The sequence below is a fragment of the Rudaea cellulosilytica DSM 22992 genome (assembly GCF_000378125.1).
In the GTDB taxonomy this organism is placed as follows: Bacteria; Pseudomonadota; Gammaproteobacteria; order Xanthomonadales; family Rhodanobacteraceae; genus Rudaea; species Rudaea cellulosilytica.
Genome location: NZ_KB899243.1, coordinates 224,291 through 240,080, shown reverse-complemented (window position 1 = coordinate 240,080; position 15,790 = coordinate 224,291). Strand labels below are relative to the sequence as shown.

Below are 15,790 nucleotides of genomic sequence, written 5' to 3'. Positions count from 1 at the left end.
CCACTCCTGTTCGAAAAAAAGAGGGTTTGAAAAGAAGGGCGAGCGCGGATCTCTCTGCTAAGGCACCGCGGCGACGCGGATTACCACATCGCCGGCCTGCACAACTTGTCCGTCATGGATCTTGCAGGTCTTGCGCAGCTCGACGACGCCGTCGACGGTCACCGCACCGCTCGCGACCATGGCCTTGCCTGCGCCGCCGCTGTTGCAGACGCCGGTGAGCTTGAGCAGGTGGTGCAGCTCCACGTGATCGCGTTCGAGCGGGAATTCGATGGTCATGTGTCCACCGTCATTTTGCTGTGCGCTGATTCGGTAGCCATGGGGCTAGCGTAGACGAGTTTGCGCGGGGTGTGAATCGCGGCGGGTGGCGTCGTCGGTTGACCCGCTGCCGCCTTCTTGCGTAAAAAGAAGCCCTTCAGCGAGGGGAGCAGGATCATGGCGATGTCAGGTGCGGGTGGCACACCGGGTGGCGTGGGGCAATTTCTCATTGGCTTCGTGCTTGCCGTGGTCGGCGGCTGGCTGCTGATGAACCAGGTGACGGTGACGAGCGGTATGTGGTCGTTGTGGGGCTACAACTCGTTCGGCCTTTCGTTAGTGCCGTTCGCGGCCGGCGTCGCGTTGTTGTTTTTCAACGGCAAGTCGATGGTCGGCTGGCTGCTGACGATCGCCGGCCTCGCCATCGTGCTTGCCGGCGTGATCGCCAACCTGCAGATCTATTTCCACCCGACCAGCCTGTTCAACACGTTGTTGATGCTCGTGCTGTTGTTCGGCGGCATCGGGCTGATTGCGCGTTCCGTGCGCTCGCAGGCGTGACCTCACATCTGCGGACAAGAAGGAACCGGTCTGCTTAATGTCGATCCGGCATCACCTTGATCGTCGTCGAGATGGAAACGGTCTGTTCGCCGCTGGCAACGGCCGTCCGTCCAAACACACAGGAGACCAATGATGCGATTTCTATCCCTGATCCGGGTCCAGGAAAACACCGGAAAACAACCCAGCGAACGCTTGATGCGCGAGATGGGCGAGCTGATGGGCGACATGAGCCGCAACGGAACGCTGCTCGATACTGCCGGCCTGATGCCGACCGCCAAGGGCAAGCGCGTGCGTTTGCGCGGCGGCAAAATCAGCCTGGTCGACGGGCCGTTCACCGAAACCAAGGAGGTGGTCGGTGGCTATGCGATGCTGCAGGCGCAGTCGCTGGAAGAGGCGATCGCGCTGACCGAGCGCTTCGTCGAGCTGCACATCGCCGACGGCTGGGAACTGGAGTGCGAGGTGCGCCAGGTGATGGAGGCCGATTTCGGCTAGGTTGGAACTCAGGCGGCAGCCGTCGCTACGGCTGCCGGCTTCAAGCGCAGCTGAAACTCGCGCCGCATCAGCCACAGGCTGAATATGGCTTGCAGCGTGACGCTGGCGACCGAAGCCATCCACACATGGCGCAGTTCGAAGCCGGGCTGATGCGACAGCCAGATCGTCGGCAGCGCGAACGTGAGCAGGCGCGAGGCGCTGCTGACCAGGGAGGGCACGGTGTTGCCGAGTGCCTGGAACATGCCCGAACAGGTGAACACGATGCCCTGGGCGACGAAGTTCCACGAGATGTAGCGCAGGAATTGGGTTGCGATCGCGACTACTGCCGCATCGCTGGTGAAAGCGCGTACGAACCAACCCGGCTCCACCTGGCAGATCAGCGTGAGGGCGAGCATCAATACGCTGCCGATGCCGATCGCGGAACGAAATGTGGCGCGCACGCGGTCGGAGAGGCCGGCCCCCATGTTCTGTCCGGCGACGGGCGAGGTCGCAAATGCCACCGCCATGGCGGGCAGGAAGATCGCCTGCATGACGCGCGCGCCGATGCCGAAACCGGCTTGTGCAGTCGCGCCGAAATCGCGGATGACCGTGTAGATCACCGCCATGTAGATGAACATCAGGGCGAACTCGCCGCCGGCCGGCAGGCCGATGCCGAGGATGCGGCGCCATGTCTCCACGCGCGGCGCCCACAGTTTGCGCTCGAAAGCGACGAATTTTTCCAGCCTGATGAAATACAACGCGAGCAGGACGACGCCGACCGCGATCGAGATCGTCGTTGCCAGCCCGGCGCCGGCGATACCGAGGGCGCTGCCAGTGCCCCAGCCGGCGATCAGCACCGGCGCGAGTATCGCGTTGATCACGACGGTCAGCACCTGCACGAGCATCGTCGGCTTGGCGATGCCGGTTCCGCGCAGCGCCGAGCCCATCGAGACCGCTGCGAACTGCAGCGCCAGCCCGGGCAGATACCAGGCAAGATAAGCGATGCCGGCGTCCTGCGTCGCCGCGTCGGCGCCGAGCGTGCGCATGTACGGCCCGATCGTAAGGTAGCCGAGCACGAGTGTGAGCACGCCGCATAGCGCCGCGAGCAGCAGGCTCTGATTGAACACCAGATTGGCGTCGCCGTGATCCTTGCGCCCGACCGCCTGCGCGATCAGCGTCACCGTGCCGACGCCGAGCACCTGGGTGAGCGCCATGACGATGAACATGATGTTGCCGGCAGCGCCGACGCCGGCAATCGCCGCATCGCCGATGCGCGCGACGAAATACAGATCGACGAGAAAATACAGAGTCTGGAACAGCATGCCGATGCCGATCGGCATCGCCATCTTGATGATGTGCCGGCTGACCGGGCCTTGAGTCAGATCGTGCATGACGCACTCCCGTGGCGAAACGGGGGCACGTTAGCATGCGGGCCGCTGTCGTCGTTATTGACGGGCTTCAGAGGCGCTGCATGACAATCGTCAGGTTGTGCGGCCCGTGCCGGCCGGGCCCCGTCCGAGTGCACGGCGCGCGCAGGCGCGCGCCGTGGTGTGGCTCAGGGTAGCGTGACGAAGTTGGCGAGGAACGAACGCGCCGACGGTGAGTCGGTGCGGTAGTCCTTGTCCGAAGACTTGCACTGCGTGTCGCCGGTGATCGTGATCGCGGCGACGATTTCGGTCTCCGTGCCATTCGTGTCGTGCAGGAAATGCGGTCCACCGGAATCGCCGTAGCAGGTGCCGCCGCTGTTGTTCGATCCGGTCGGCAGCATGTCGAAGGTCAACCAGGCGTCGGTAAGAAAGCGGAAGCCCTGGTCGACGGTCTGGCGCTCGACGTTGCTGTCGTCAATGCCTTGCGGGCCTTTCTTGATCGAGTCGCGCGTCGAACCGTAGCCGACTGCGGTGAAGCGCGTGCCGTTGAGCGTGCCGCTCGCCTTCATCGCATCGAACAGGCCGGCCGTTGGCAGGCTGGCCGGTGACAGCGGTGGTGCCGAGTCGAGCGTGATCACGGCGATATCGTGCGGATCGTTCTGACCGCCGCTGCCGTACAGCGGATTGGTATGCGGCGTGCCGGTGTAGAACGTACCGGTCGTGCCGGTCGTGTCGATCACCGGATCGAAGGTGACGAGGAACTGCCAGTCGGGGTGGTCGCTCAGATATTGCGCGATCGGCTGCGTGCAATGGCTGGCAGTGAGGAACACCTGCGGGGCGATCAGCGTGCCGGAGCACCACTGGAACACGCCATTCGGCGTCTTGACGACCATCGAGCCGACGTTGGGATGGCCGCTGCCATCGGCAGTGCCGAATGTGATCGCCATCGCCGGCAGCGCCGCTGCGGCAAGCACGATGGCCGCGGCGAGGCGGTGGAGTCTGTTGGGGGAATTGAGCTGCGTCAGGGTCATACGTACTCCTTTGGTTGGAATGTAACGTATCGCGCCGTTGCATGGCTGCGGCCCGAAGTCTACCCCCACCGAGCCCGGCGGCGGGATTCTACGCGCGCAAAAGTAAAGATCGGATTAAAGTGGCTCGTGTGAGCAGGCGAGGGCGGAAATGACGCGAGACTTCCACGCTTGCGAAGTTCGCGCCCCGGAAGAAGAATCCTCCCTCAGTCCATTCATCTGCACTGCCATGCCGGCGCATCCCGAACTCGACAATCCGTTCTGGTCTTCGCTGGCCAGCGTCCATCGCGACCTGGCCCTGCGTTCCGGTAATGTTGCGCGCTATCCGCCGGAGTACGCGCCATTCCTCGCCGTGGCCGATGCTCGGGCCGCGGCGACGTCCGATTTCGAGGCGCTGGTCGCACCGGGCGAGAGCGTGTACCTGCTCGGTGTCGCGCCGAAGCCGCCCGCGCACTGGACGCTCGAGCCGTTTCGTCCGCTCGCGCAGATGGTCTGCGAGCAGCCGATCGCGCAGGTCGAGGGGCCGGAGGCGATCGAACTGTCCGCGGCACATCGCGCCGACGTGCTCGCGCTGACCGCACTGGTCTATCCGCACTATTTTCGCGAACGCACGATGGACATGGGCCGCTACTTCGGCATATATCGTGACGGCCGGCTCGCGGCGATGATCGGCGAGCGCCTCGGCACGGAGTCGGCGCGCGAGATGAGCGCGATCTGCACGCATCCGGACTTCGCCGCCCTAGGTTATGCGCGACGGCTGACCGCGATGCTGACCAACGACACGCTGCGCCAGGGCCGGCTGCCGTTCCTGCATGTCAGCCACGAAAATCCGCGCGCGAAGCAACTGTACGAACGGATCGGCTTTCGTCTGCGCCGCGACATCCCGTTCTGGTCGCTGCGCCGCCACTGAGCGCGCCGGCCGGCCTCGCTCAGCGCAAGCGTTCGATGAGCGACTTCGCCGCGGCCGGATTGCGTTCTTTCGCCGCACTGATGAAATAGATGTACACCTCGCGCGGCGCGGCGTTTGCGCCGCCGCTGTTGGGCGCAGCTTGTACGCGCGGCAGATCGGTTGGCTCCGCGCCCTCGCTCCAGGCCTGCGCGCGCTGTGCCCAGAGATCGAGATCGGCGGCGGCATAGCCGGTGTCGATATCCGCCTCGCTGCGCATCAGTCGCGCATAGACAAAGTCACCGGTTACGTCGGCCAGCGACGGATATTTCGGCGAATCGGTGAACACGGTGGCGATGCGCTGGCGGCGCGCGAGTTCGAGATACTCGGCGCAGAGGAAGCTCGCGTGGCGCACTTCGAGCACATGGCGCAACGACAAGCCGTCGAGCGCGCGCGGCAGCAGTTCGAAGAACGCGGCCAGATCGGCACGGTCGAACGCCTTGTACGGCGGCAATTGCCAGTTGATCGGTCCGAGTCGGTCGCCGAATTCGGCCAGGCCGCCGAAGACGAAGCCGTCGATCGCGTTGCCCGCGTCGGCGAGCGTGCGCCGATCGGTGCAGAAGCGCGGCGCCTTGAGCGAGAACACGAATCCGTCCGGCGTCTCGCTGCGCCAGCGTGCGTAGGTCGGCGGTTTCTGCGGGCTGTAGTAGGTGCTGTTGATTTCGATCGAGGTGAGTTGCCGGCTAGCGAATTCGAGCTCGCGTTTCTGCGGCCATTTCGGCGGATAGAAGTTGCTGCGCCACGGCGCATAGTTCCAGCCGCCGATGCCGACGCGGATTTTCGTGTCCATCGCATCGCTCTCGATAAAATCGAATCGTATTGAAATCGTCCCAACCTCGCCACACTTGGATTGCAGCTTTGTTTCCTGCGCTAGACTTTCCGAATGAAAATCGCTCTCGCCCAATGGCGCATCGGCGCGCCGGCCTCGTTCGACGAATTCGCCGCGCGCGTGAGCGCGGAAGTTGCCGCCGCAGCCGCGCAGGGCGCGCGCATCGTCGTGCTGCCGGAATACCTCGCGCTCGAACTCGCTTCGACGCTGGACGCGAAAATCCGCGCCGATTTCGCGGCGACGCTCGCCGCGCTGCAGGCCGTGCACGAGGACTGGCTGCGCCTGTTCGCCGGGCTTGCGACCACGCATCGCATCCATCTGCTCGCCGGCACTTTCCTGCTCGCGCAGCCGAATGGGAAATATCGTAACCGCGCCTATCTGTTTTCCCCGGACGGTGCGCATGTCTTCCAGGACAAGCTCGCATTGACCGGCTTCGAAAAAGCGCATCGAGTGATCGAGCCGGGCGACGCGCTCAAGGCGTTCGAGTCGCCGTTCGGGCGCATTGCGATCGCGATCTGTTACGACAGCGAATTTCCGCTCTACGCACGCGCGCAGCGCGAGGCCGGGGCGCGCCTGCTGCTCGTGCCGAGCTGCACCGACACCGAGGCAGGCGCGACGCGCGTGCGCATCGGCTGCATGGCGCGCGCGCTGGAAAACCGCATCTTCGTCGCTCAGTCCGTCACCGCGGGCGAAGCGCCAGACAATCCCGCGCTCGACACGAACACCGGCCGCGCCGCGGTTTACGCGCCGAGCGATCGTGGCCTGCCCGACGACGGTCTGCTCGCCGCCGCAAAACCCGGCGAGACGTGGCTGATCGCCGACATCGATCTCGACGCGCTCGAGGCGACAGCCGGGAATGCGCAAGTTGCCGTGCCCGTCGATTGGGAGCAGCAGCTGCGCCCCGACGTCGTGCGCGCGAAAGTGGAATCGCTGTAGGGCACATCGAAAAACCTACTGCGCTCGATGTTGCGCGCCGGCGGTGCTCGGAATCCTCATGTACTGACGTGTACACTCCGGTTCCTGCGCTCCGGCGACGCGCAAATTCTCTTCGCTCGCTACGGTTTTTCGAAGTGCCCTAGCGTTGTGATCAGAAGCGGATCAGCGAGGCGATCCAGAGCGAGGTCGTCGCCAGTCCGCATCCGATCAGCGTCGCCGCGAGCACGTCGCTCGGATAGTGCAGCCCGAGCACGACGCGCGAGGCGGCGACGAGCAGCGCGAACGGGATCAGCAGCGGCGCGAGCAGCGGGAACCAGGCGAGCGCGATGATCGTGAACGTCACCGCGTGCAGGGTGTGACCGGAAGGAAAGCTGAATTCGTCGAGTGGCAGCACCAGCGGCACGATGTCGCGATGCGTGCGGAACGGACGTGGGCGCCGCGTCCAGCGCTTGAGTGTGCGATACATCGTGGCGGCGACAAGGCCGGTCAGGCCCATCTGCAGCGCGACCAAAATGCCCTTGGCACCGCCGAGCAGCGCGATCGCGAGCATCAGCACGTACCAGAACGCGCCGTCGCCGAGCCGGCTGATTACGCCGAAGAAGCCGGCAATCGTCTTGCGCGCGCCCCAGTCGTTGGCGCACTTGCACAGGCGCACTTCGCGGCTGCGCAGTTCAAGAGTCTGCAGAAGTTGCATCGCGCTCATGTCGCTCCCTCGCGGAGGTTGCCGTTGCCGGTGATCTTGGTGCCGAGCCGCGGCAGACCCGCGAGCAGCTTGGCGAATTGCGCGGCGACCGCCGCCGGTTCGAGTTCGGCGACGGCGCCGACCGCGGCGGCGCGGATGTCCGCGCGCGTCACGTCGCCGCGCACCAGGTCAAGCGTCGCGCGCACGAAGGCGTCTTCGTTGCCGAACGGCACACGCCGGCCGCAGCCGGGGTTGAGGTGTTCGCGTGCGGCGCCGTAGTCGAAGGCCACGGTAGGCAGACCGCTGGCGAGTGCCTCGAGCGTAACGTTGCCGAAGGTCTCGGTCAGGCTCGGGAATACGAACAGATCGGCGCTGGCGAAATGGCGCGCAAGATTGGCATCACGCTGGATGCCGGCGAAGATGAAGTCGGGGTTCTCGGCGGCGAGCGCGGCGCGCGAGGGGCCGTCGCCGACCCAGACATAGCGCGCGTCGTGCCGGATCTTCTGAACCTCGCGGAATGTACGCACCGCGAGCGGCAGGTTTTTTTCCGGAGCAATACGTCCGACGTAGACCACCGCGAGCTGGCCGGGCTTGAGCCCCCATTGCGCACGCAGTGCTTCGTCGCGATGCGCGGGCGAGAACAGCGCGTTGTCCACGGCGCGGCGCAGCAGGACGACGTCGCCGAACTTGTTCTCGATCAGGAAATCGCGCAGTTCGATCGTCGGCACCAGCGTCGCCGCGCCCTGGCGATGAAAGCGGCGCAGGTAGGCGAACACGACCGGGGTGAGGAAACCGAAGCCGTAGTGGCGGGCGAAGTCGTCGAAGCGCGTATGGAAGCCGGTCGCTGCAGGAATACCGAGCGCGCGTGCCGCGCGCAACGCCGAATAGCCGAGCGGGCCCTCGGTGGCTGCGTAGATCGCGTCGGGGCGTTCGTCCTTCCACAGCTTGCGCAGGCGACGCGCGGTCGGCAGGCCGAACTGCAGGCCCGGATATTTCGGCAGGCGCGCGCCGCGCACGAGCACGTCGGGACCATTTTCGTCCGTATCGACATCGTCGTCGGCCTGGCGCGGACGCACGACCTGCACCGTATGCCCCGCTTCGCGCAGACCCTGCGCCAAGCCGGCCACGGTCAAGGCGACGCCGTTGATTTCCGGCGGGAACGTCTCGGTGACCATGGCGATGCGCATCGGGGCTCCGCGCAGACTCTTTTGGGTACTGCGTGCACGCTAGTGGCGTGGGGTGTACGGGGCATTACCGATTTGTGTCGATCGCGTTACCACGCGCTTTGCTCGTCATTCCCGCGAAACGGGAATCCAGTTCTAAATCTTTATCTTCCAGGTTTCTCTGACCGCGTCCGTTCGCCTTTCCCGCGCGCGGGTCACTTTTTCTTCTCCAGCGAAGAAAAAGTAACCAAAAAGACGCCGCCCCGGATGCCGCGCCCTCCGCGCTACGCGCTACGGGTGCGCGAGGTCATGCCGGGGTTCGTTGACTGAACGTCCCTGTCCAGACAACGAACTCGCGCGCATCGTGCGCGCGATCCTACGGACGTTTCCGTCCTGCCCTCGCCGCGGCAAACGGGGACCCGAAGATCACAAACCAGATCAAAAGCAACAGCGCGCAGCGCTTTTTCTTTGCTTCTGCGCGCAGGAGCGCGCTGCTTCGGTTTCTCCGGGCCCCATTGCATTGCGGGGGCAGCGGACGAAAAGGCCCGAAAGGGGGCGCGCGACGATCGCGCGCATTCCGCTATTGCACATGGACGTGCAATTAGCGGAACCCGGTCGCTGCCGCGAACCCGGCGCGCAGGATGCGCGTCGGGCGCAATGCTCTGGGGCGTGTCTCTTTGCTTACTTTCTCTGCACGAGCAGAGAAAGTAAGACGCTCGTCCGCAGGACGAGTGGAAGCCTTTGCTCTTATCGACTACAGATAAAGCAAAGACAAACGCTGCCCTTACGTCGTGACGGCCTCGACGACGCGCAGTGGCGAGGCCGGCGAAGTCTCGCGAGCCTGCTGTTGCATCGCCCACAGCGCCGCATAGCGGCCACCGTGCGCAAGCAGACCGCTGTGGGTGCCACGTTCGATGATACGGCCGTGGTCGAGGACGAGGATTTCGTCGGCATCGACGATCGTCGACAGCCGGTGCGCAATAACGAGCGTGGTGCGCTCGCGCGCGATCTCGGCGAGTTCGGCCTGAATGACTTTCTCGGTGCGCGTGTCGAGTGCGCTGGTCGCTTCGTCGAAGACGAGAATGGTCGGGTTCTTGAGCAGCGTGCGCGCGATCGCGACGCGCTGCTTCTCGCCGCCGGACAGTTTCAACCCGCGCTCGCCGACGCCGGTGTCGTAGCCCTGTGGCAGCGAGACGATGAACTCGTGGATGTGCGCGGCACGCGCGGCGGCGATCACGTCGTCGCGCGTCGCCTCGGGCTTGCCGTAGGCGATGTTGTAATAGATCGAATCGTTGAACAGCACAGTGTCCTGCGGGACGATGCCGATCGCGTTGCGCAGCGATTCCTGCGTGACCGCGCGGATATCCTGGCCGTCGATGCGGATCGCACCGCCGTTCACGTCATAGAAGCGATAGAGCAGGCGCGACAATGTCGATTTGCCTGCGCCCGTGGTACCGACCACCGCGACGGTCTTGCCCGCGGGAATGGAAAAATCCACATTGTGCAAAATGCCTCGCGCGGGATCGTAGCCAAACGATACATCGTCGAAACGCACCTCGCCGCCGCGCAGCGCGAGCGATTTCGCGCCCGGCGCATCGCGAATCTCCTGCGGCTCGGCGAGCAGGCCGAACATGCGCTCGATATTGGTCAGCGCCTGCTTGACCTCGCGGTAGACCATGCCGAGATAGTTGAGCGGGATTGAAAGCTGGATCAGGAACGCGTTGACCATGACCAGGTCGCCGATCTTCAGCGCACCGGCAACGACGCCGGCCGAAGCGCGCCAGAGCAGCAACGTGAGGCCGACCGCGACGATCGCAGTCTGGCCGATGTTGAGTGCGGCCAACGACTTCTGCGACTTCACCGTCGCCTCTTCGAGATTGCGCAGGCTCACGTCGAAGCGGCGCAACTCGTGCTGTTCGTTGCCGAAATACTTGACCGTCTCGTAGTTGAGCAGGGCGTCGACATTACGTGCGTTCGCCTCGGTGTCGGCCTCGTTCGCGGCGCGGTAGAAGCGCAGGCGCCACTCGGTCATCGAGAAGGTGAAGGCGATGTAGACGAGGAGTGTCGCGAGCGTGATCGCGGTGAAGCTCCAGTCGTAGTTGAGCATGAGGATCGTGCAGATCACCGCGATCTCGAACAAGGTCGGCAGGATCGTGTAGATCGTCCAGTCGAGCAGGTCGGAGACCGACGTCATGCCGCGCTCGACGTCGCGCGCAACGCCGCCGGTGCGGCGGTCGAGGTGGAAGCGCAGACTCAAATTGTGCAGGTGGGCGAACACGCGCAGCGTGATTTCGCGCGAGGTGCGCGCGAGCACGCGCGCGAACACGATCGTGCGCAGTTCCTGGAAGAACGAGGTCGACAGGCGCAGTGCGCCATAGGCCATCAACAGCAGCAGCGGGATGACGAGCGGGGAGGGCTTCACGTCGAGCCCGTCGACCAAGTGCTTGAGCACGACCGGCACGGCGATATTGGCCAGCTTGCCGACGACGAGGAAGGCGAGTGCGGCGAATACGCGGCCGCGGTAGTGCCACACGGTCGGCATCAGGCGGCGGAAGGCGCCGACCAGGGTCGTGCGCGTGGTGTCTTGGGTCGATGGCATCACCGTCCAATGTGGAGGCGGTCGGCGGTTTTTCCAGCTGCCTTCATTCTGCGCGGTGCCGCCGGCATCGCAGCAGTTTAACGTCGCCAAGGGTATGATTGGTCCAATTCGTCGAACGGGAGAGAGCAATGCGCAAATCGATCTTGTTGGCCGTCACACTGGCGCTGTGCGCGGGTTCGGCCTTTGCCCAGGACGCGGCCAAGCCGGCCGGCGTCGAGTCGAAGAAGGCGCCGGCGGGCGCATCGGTGTTCATCGAGTCGCCGAAGAACGGCGAAACGGTGGGACAGGAATTCACGGTCAAGTTCGGCGTCAAGGGCATCGCGATCCGCCCGGCCGGTGACCCGACCCCGGGCACGGGGCATCACCACCTGTTGATCGACGTGGCCGAGCTGCCGCCGAGCGGACAGCCTATCCCGAACGACGCCACCCACAAGCACTACGGCAAGGGCCAGACCGAGGACACGATCAAACTGGCGCCGGGCGACCACACCTTGCAGCTGGATTTCGCCGACCTGGCGCATGTGCCGTTCGATCCGCCGCTGGTGTCGAAGAAGATCACGGTGCACGTGAAACCGTAGTCGACCGGCAGGCTCAGGCACCATGCTGACTAGTCTGATGCTTCTGGTCGGCATGGTGCTGGGTGGGGTCAAAGTCGGTGGCGAACCGCCCGATTACATCGGCAAGGACATCCACGGCAACGAAGTCCGCTTGAGCCAGTATCGCGGTCGGGTTGTCGTGATCGACTTCTGGGCGTCGTGGTGCTCGCCTTGCAGGGAGGAACTCGCCGTCCTCGACCGCATCCAGCGTCAAGTCAGCCCGCAGCGGCTCGTCGTGCTCGCGGTGAATTGGCGGGAAGGCAGCAATCGATTCCGACAGATAGTCGAGGTGCTCGGCGAGAACACCAAACTGACCCTGCTCGACGACGCCAAGGGTTCGATAAGCGCCCCGTACAATATCCACGCTATCCCGTTCGTCGTCGTGATTGGTATGGACGGCAAGATTGCCGATATTCGAAGGGGTTTTTCAAAATCGCTCACGCCGCAGTTCGTCGACGAACTGAACAAATTACTCGCCGTCGATGCAGCTCCGGCTGGAGTCGCGCAGTAGCTACGCCGTCTTCTGCGCGATCAGCCCCAGCTCGTCCGCCATCGCCTGGCGCAAAATGAATTTCTGGATCTTGCCGGTGACCGTCATCGGGAATGAATCGACGAAGCGCACGTATTGCGGCACCTTGTAGTGGGCGATCTCGCCCCTGCAGAATTCCTTGAGTTCGTTTTCGTCGGCCGAAACGCCTGGTTTGAGAATCACGCAGGCGCAGAGCACCTCGCCGAATTTGGGGTCGGGCACGCCGACGCACTGCACGTCCTGCACCTTGGGATGCTGGTAGAGGAATTCCTCGACCTCGCGCGGATAGACGTTCTCGCCGCCGCGGATGACCATGTCCTTGGAGCGGCCGACGATGTTGCAGTAGCCTTCGGCGTCGATCGTGGCGAGATCGCCCGTGTGCATCCAGCCGGCACGATCGAGCACTTCGGCGGTCTTCGCCTCGTCGCCCCAGTAGCCGAGCATGACCGAGTAGCCGCGCGTGCACAGCTCGCCCGGTTCGCCGCGTGGCACGATGCGGCCGTTTTCGTCGACGACCTTCATTTCGAGATGCGGATGGATGCGGCCGACCGTCGACACGCGGCGCTCGACCGAATCGTTCGTCGAACTTTGGAAGCTGACCGGCGAGGTTTCGGTCATGCCGTAGGCGATCGTCACCTCGCGCATGTGCATGCGTTCGATCACCTGGCGCATCACCTCGATCGGGCAGGGCGAGCCGGCCATGATGCCGGTACGTAAACTGGACAGGTCGTATTTCGTGAAGTCCGGGTGACCCAGTTCGGCGATGAACATCGTCGGCACGCCGTACAGCCCGACGCAGCGTTCGGCCTGGATCGTTTCGAGCACGGCGCCGGGGTCGAAGGCTTCGCCCGGATAGACCATCGTCGCGCCGTGGGTGACACAGCCGAGATTACCCATGACCATGCCGAAGCAGTGGTACAGCGGCACCGGGATGCACAGGCGCTCGCCGGGCGTGAGCTTGATCGTCTCGGCGACGAAGTAGCCGTTGTTGAGGATATTGTGGTGGGTCAGCGTCGCGCCTTTCGGCAGGCCGGTCGTACCCGAGGTGAACTGGATGTTGATCGGATCGTCGAACTGCAGGCGTGCGCCGAGTGCGGCGAGTTGTTCCAATTCCGCAGTGCTCGCTGCGACGAGCAGCGCGTCGAAGTTGTGCGCTCCGGGCGAGGACTCCGCGCCGAGTCGAATCACGTGGCGCAACTCGGGCAGCTTCGCAGCCGCGAGTCTGCCCGGGACGCACTGCGCAAGCTCCGGCGCGATTTCGCCGAGGATGTCGAGGTAGTTGCTCGATTTGAAACCTGGCGCGAGCACGAGTGCCTTGCAAGCGACCTTGTTGAGCGCGTATTCGAGTTCGCTGCGCCGATAGGCTGGATTAATGTTGACCAGGATCAACCCGGCCCTGGCCGTGGCGAACTGGGTCAGCGTCCACTCGGCGCAGTTCGGTGCCCAGATGCCGACGCGGTCGCCCGGTTCGAGGCCGAGGCGCAACAGGCTCGCGGCGACGCGGTCGACCCGGTCGGCGAGTTCGGCATAGGTCCAGCGCACGTTCTGCCGACGCACGATCAGCGCGTCGCGCGCCGCATGTTCGCGCGCGATGCGGTCGAAGCACGTGCCGATCGTTTCGCCGATCAGCGGCACGGACGAGGGACCACTCACATAGCTCGCTACGCCTGGCATCGCCCTCTCCCTTGCGCCGTAATCAGCAATGTATTGCAGCGGCGGCAAGGGCTGTCCATAGCCCCTTCGGTCGCATCGCTCCCTCTCCCCGGTTCGGCGGGGAAGAGGGCTGCGCGGCCGTTAGCGCGACAGGTCGATCGAATACACTGCCGTGCCGTCGCCGTTGTCCTTGACCAGCGCGACGTTCTTCAGCCCCGCAGCATGCGCGACGTCAAGCTTGCCCGCAGCCGAGGTGAACACGACCGGGCCGGCCGTCTTCACCTTGGCGAAGCGCCAGCTGCGCTGGTCGCCGAACTTCTTGCGCGTGATCTCGCGTTGCGCGCGCACGAAGCCGATCAGTGCGTCGCGGTTGGTGTCCGGCGCGGAGAAAACGATGTTGTTGCCGTCGAGGTCAGGAAAACTGCCGCCGCCGCTGGCGCGATAGTTGTTGGTGACGACGATGAACTCCGCGTCGTCACGTACCGGCGTGCCACGATATTTGAGATCGACGATACGTTGGCCCTGCTCGCGCGTGACATCGATTGCCCAGGTCAGGTCGCCCTGCAGCACGTCGAAGTTGTAGGTCGGAAACTTGGTGTTGACCAGTTCCTGGGTCTCATGTGTCGCCGGATCGATGCGCTGGAACCAGCCGGCGGATTTCTCCAGCCACGCCTTGAGGCCGGCGCCGTTCACCTTCACTGCGGTCAGCGTGTTCGGATAGAGGTAGAGGTCGGCGGCGTTGTTGATCGCAAGCGCGCCGGCAGGCACGTCGGTATAGTCGTTCGGGCCGCCGAAGCCCGCCTTGAAAGGCGACGCCGCGCCGAGCACGGGTAGCGAGGCGTACTGCGGCAGATTCTGCTTGATGTACTTCTGCGCGTAGTCGCGTTCGGCCGCGTTGACCAGGCTCAGCGCCGAGGTGTCGCCCGCGGCGACGAAATAGGTGCTGATGTCGTAGTCGCTGCGACCGATCGGCGTCTTCACGTATTCGATCGCGCCAGCGTGTTCGTCCTTGACCAGTTCGGCGATGTGCTCGTCGGCCGTCGCCCCCTTGATCGAACGTACCTCGGACTTGCTTGCCGCACGGTCGACCTGCCAATGGCCATCGTTCCAAACCAGCGCCAGATCGACTACGCCGAGGCTCTTGCCGAAATAGTTACCCATCACCGCGGGTACGCCGCGCACCAGGCCGCGTGCATTATCGACCTCGGCCATGTGCGCATAGCGCGACTTGGCATCGCTTGGGTTCGGGAAGACATCATGCGAGTGGCCGAGCATCACGACATCGATGCCGGCCACGCCGGCGAGATGCCAGCCGGCGTTTTCGAGCCTTTCCGAGTACGGCGCAGGGTTGAGGCCGCAATGGCAGATCGCGACGACGATGTCCGCACCGGCCGCCTTCACTTCAGGCACGTATTTCTGCGCGGCTTCGACCACGCCCATCACCGTGACCTTGCCGTCGAGGTTGCGCTTGTCCCAGTCGAGGATCCAGGTCGGGGTGAAGCCGAGCACGCCGATCTTGATCGGGGTCTCAACCGTCTTGCCGTCGGCCGTCGGCGTCTTGATCGTGCGCGCGAGCACCTTCCACGGCGCGTACAGCGGCTTGCCGTCCTTCGCACTGAACACGTTCGACAGCACGAGCGGGAAATCCGGCCCCTTGCAATGCTCGACTGGAACATTGGTCACGTCGAACGCGGTGCCGGTGACCTGGCTCAGGAACGGCAGGCCGTAGTTGAATTCGTGGTTGCCGATCGTCGCCGCGTCGTAGCCGAGCGCGTCCATCGCCTTGTACACGGCCAACTCCTGCCCGCAGGCTACCGGCTTGACCTGTGCCTCGTAGTCGGCGAGCACCGTGCCCTGGATCGTGTCGCCGGCATCGAACAGCATCGTGTTGGTAAATTCTTTGCGCGCCGCATGCACCAGCGTCGCCGCGCGCTCCAGGCCTATACCCTTGTCCTCGGCCAGCTTGTAGTAGTCATAGCTCATCACGTTAGAGTGAATATCAGTCGTTTCGAGCAGGACGAGCTGCGCATGTGCGCCCGGCGCGGGTTGCGCCGACTTCGTGGGCGCATGTCCGGGGGTAGCGCAGCCGGCAAGGAATGCAGCCGCTGCTGCTGCAAGGAACCATCGTTTCATCGTCTGCATTCTCTGGTCTAAAAGCGAAGTTTAGCGCGCCTTCTGTTA

General features: G+C 64.4%; 16 protein-coding genes. 6 read left to right on the top strand and 10 right to left on the bottom strand.

Going from position 1 to position 15,790, the window contains the following annotated elements; genetic code table 11:
- Positions 1-57: 57 nt before the first annotated feature.
- Both F455_RS0115635 and F455_RS23060 read right to left on the bottom strand, forming a co-directional pair.
- Complete coding sequence (locus tag F455_RS0115635; RefSeq protein WP_018974257.1) at positions 58-276, bottom strand: RNA-binding S4 domain-containing protein; 219 nt, start codon at positions 274-276, stop codon at positions 58-60.
- Positions 273-434, bottom strand: coding sequence for a hypothetical protein (locus F455_RS23060; protein ID WP_018974256.1), 162 nt, complete (start codon positions 432-434; stop codon positions 273-275). The genes F455_RS0115635 and F455_RS23060 overlap by 4 nt, the downstream gene beginning before the upstream one ends.
- Here F455_RS23060 and F455_RS0115625 point away from each other — a divergent pair.
- Together F455_RS0115625 and F455_RS0115620 are read left to right on the top strand one after the other, a co-directional pair.
- Positions 433-810 (top strand): hypothetical protein, encoded by a 378-nt coding sequence (locus F455_RS0115625; RefSeq protein WP_211212338.1) that lies wholly within the window; start codon positions 433-435, stop codon positions 808-810. The genes F455_RS23060 and F455_RS0115625 overlap by 2 nt on opposite strands.
- Before the next feature lie 132 nt (positions 811-942).
- Entirely contained in the window at positions 943-1,302 is a 360-nt protein-coding gene (locus F455_RS0115620) for a YciI family protein (protein ID WP_211212337.1), read from the top strand.
- Positions 1,303-1,310: 8 nt separating this feature from the next.
- On the opposite strand, the gene F455_RS0115615 is transcribed toward F455_RS0115620, so the two are convergent.
- Both F455_RS0115615 and F455_RS0115610 read right to left on the bottom strand, forming a co-directional pair.
- Positions 1,311-2,672 (bottom strand): MATE family efflux transporter, encoded by a 1,362-nt coding sequence (locus F455_RS0115615; RefSeq protein ID WP_018974253.1) that lies wholly within the window; start codon positions 2,670-2,672, stop codon positions 1,311-1,313.
- A 164-nt stretch (positions 2,673-2,836) separates the two neighbouring features.
- The gene (locus F455_RS0115610) at positions 2,837-3,679 is read right to left on the bottom strand and encodes a trypsin-like serine protease (RefSeq protein ID WP_018974252.1); all 843 of its coding nucleotides are present in this window, start codon (positions 3,677-3,679) and stop codon (positions 2,837-2,839) included.
- 226 nt (positions 3,680-3,905) lie between these two features.
- On the opposite strand from F455_RS0115610, the gene F455_RS0115605 reads away from it, so the two are divergent.
- Positions 3,906-4,586, top strand: coding sequence for a GNAT family N-acetyltransferase (locus F455_RS0115605; RefSeq protein WP_018974251.1), 681 nt, complete (start codon positions 3,906-3,908; stop codon positions 4,584-4,586).
- A gap of 19 nt (positions 4,587-4,605) precedes the next feature.
- On the opposite strand, the gene F455_RS0115600 is transcribed toward F455_RS0115605, so the two are convergent.
- A complete protein-coding gene (locus F455_RS0115600; RefSeq protein ID WP_018974250.1) occupies positions 4,606-5,412 on the bottom strand; it encodes a DUF72 domain-containing protein in 807 nt (268 codons plus the stop codon).
- A gap of 93 nt (positions 5,413-5,505) precedes the next feature.
- On the opposite strand from F455_RS0115600, the gene F455_RS0115595 reads away from it, so the two are divergent.
- Positions 5,506-6,387, top strand: a complete 882-nt coding sequence (locus F455_RS0115595) for a carbon-nitrogen hydrolase family protein (RefSeq protein ID WP_018974249.1) — start codon at positions 5,506-5,508, stop codon at positions 6,385-6,387.
- Positions 6,388-6,538: 151 nt separating this feature from the next.
- Here F455_RS0115595 and F455_RS0115590 read toward each other — a convergent pair whose 3' ends face one another.
- The 3 genes from F455_RS0115590 to F455_RS0115580 all read right to left on the bottom strand — a co-directional run bounded on the left by F455_RS0115590 (position 6,539) and on the right by F455_RS0115580 (position 10,921).
- On the bottom strand, positions 6,539-7,090 hold the full coding sequence (locus F455_RS0115590) for a phosphatase PAP2 family protein (RefSeq protein ID WP_018974248.1): 552 nt from the start codon (positions 7,088-7,090) through the stop codon (positions 6,539-6,541).
- Complete coding sequence (locus F455_RS0115585; RefSeq protein ID WP_026293437.1) at positions 7,087-8,256, bottom strand: glycosyltransferase family 4 protein; 1,170 nt, start codon at positions 8,254-8,256, stop codon at positions 7,087-7,089. The genes F455_RS0115590 and F455_RS0115585 overlap by 4 nt, the downstream gene beginning before the upstream one ends.
- A gap of 760 nt (positions 8,257-9,016) precedes the next feature.
- A complete protein-coding gene (locus F455_RS0115580) occupies positions 9,017-10,921 on the bottom strand; it encodes an ABCB family ABC transporter ATP-binding protein/permease (RefSeq protein WP_018974246.1) in 1,905 nt (634 codons plus the stop codon).
- 38 nt (positions 10,922-10,959) lie between these two features.
- On the opposite strand from F455_RS0115580, the gene F455_RS0115575 reads away from it, so the two are divergent.
- Together F455_RS0115575 and F455_RS21100 are read left to right on the top strand one after the other, a co-directional pair.
- Positions 10,960-11,409 carry a DUF4399 domain-containing protein gene (locus F455_RS0115575; protein ID WP_018974245.1) on the top strand — a complete coding sequence of 150 codons (450 nt, stop codon included), beginning with the start codon at positions 10,960-10,962 and terminating at the stop codon, positions 11,407-11,409.
- Positions 11,410-11,446: 37 nt separating this feature from the next.
- Positions 11,447-11,938 (top strand): TlpA family protein disulfide reductase, encoded by a 492-nt coding sequence (locus F455_RS21100; protein WP_211212336.1) that lies wholly within the window; start codon positions 11,447-11,449, stop codon positions 11,936-11,938.
- Here the strand turns inward: F455_RS21100 and F455_RS0115565 are convergent, their stop codons facing one another.
- Both F455_RS0115565 and F455_RS0115560 read right to left on the bottom strand, forming a co-directional pair.
- Entirely contained in the window at positions 11,939-13,630 is a 1,692-nt protein-coding gene (locus F455_RS0115565) for an AMP-binding protein (protein WP_018974243.1), read from the bottom strand.
- A gap of 120 nt (positions 13,631-13,750) precedes the next feature.
- Entirely contained in the window at positions 13,751-15,751 is a 2,001-nt protein-coding gene (locus F455_RS0115560) for a bifunctional 2',3'-cyclic-nucleotide 2'-phosphodiesterase/3'-nucleotidase (RefSeq protein WP_051084218.1), read from the bottom strand.
- Positions 15,752-15,790: the final 39 nt, after the last annotated feature.

Coding starts and splice junctions, on each gene's coding strand:
- F455_RS0115635 (WP_018974257.1), bottom strand. CDS start 276: ATGACCATCGAATTCCCGCTCGAACGCGATCACGTGGAGCTGCACCAC.
- F455_RS0115625 (WP_211212338.1), top strand. CDS start 433: ATGGCGATGTCAGGTGCGGGTGGCACACCGGGTGGCGTGGGGCAATTT.
- F455_RS23060 (WP_018974256.1), bottom strand. CDS start 434: ATGATCCTGCTCCCCTCGCTGAAGGGCTTCTTTTTACGCAAGAAGGCG.
- F455_RS0115620 (WP_211212337.1), top strand. CDS start 943: ATGCGATTTCTATCCCTGATCCGGGTCCAGGAAAACACCGGAAAACAA.
- F455_RS0115615 (WP_018974253.1), bottom strand. CDS start 2,672: ATGCACGATCTGACTCAAGGCCCGGTCAGCCGGCACATCATCAAGATG.
- F455_RS0115610 (WP_018974252.1), bottom strand. CDS start 3,679: ATGACCCTGACGCAGCTCAATTCCCCCAACAGACTCCACCGCCTCGCC.
- F455_RS0115605 (WP_018974251.1), top strand. CDS start 3,906: ATGCCGGCGCATCCCGAACTCGACAATCCGTTCTGGTCTTCGCTGGCC.
- F455_RS0115600 (WP_018974250.1), bottom strand. CDS start 5,412: ATGGACACGAAAATCCGCGTCGGCATCGGCGGCTGGAACTATGCGCCG.
- F455_RS0115595 (WP_018974249.1), top strand. CDS start 5,506: ATGAAAATCGCTCTCGCCCAATGGCGCATCGGCGCGCCGGCCTCGTTC.
- F455_RS0115590 (WP_018974248.1), bottom strand. CDS start 7,090: ATGAGCGCGATGCAACTTCTGCAGACTCTTGAACTGCGCAGCCGCGAA.
- F455_RS0115585 (WP_026293437.1), bottom strand. CDS start 8,256: ATGCGCATCGCCATGGTCACCGAGACGTTCCCGCCGGAAATCAACGGC.
- F455_RS0115575 (WP_018974245.1), top strand. CDS start 10,960: ATGCGCAAATCGATCTTGTTGGCCGTCACACTGGCGCTGTGCGCGGGT.
- F455_RS21100 (WP_211212336.1), top strand. CDS start 11,447: ATGCTTCTGGTCGGCATGGTGCTGGGTGGGGTCAAAGTCGGTGGCGAA.
- F455_RS0115565 (WP_018974243.1), bottom strand. CDS start 13,630: ATGCCAGGCGTAGCGAGCTATGTGAGTGGTCCCTCGTCCGTGCCGCTG.
- F455_RS0115560 (WP_051084218.1), bottom strand. CDS start 15,751: ATGCAGACGATGAAACGATGGTTCCTTGCAGCAGCAGCGGCTGCATTC.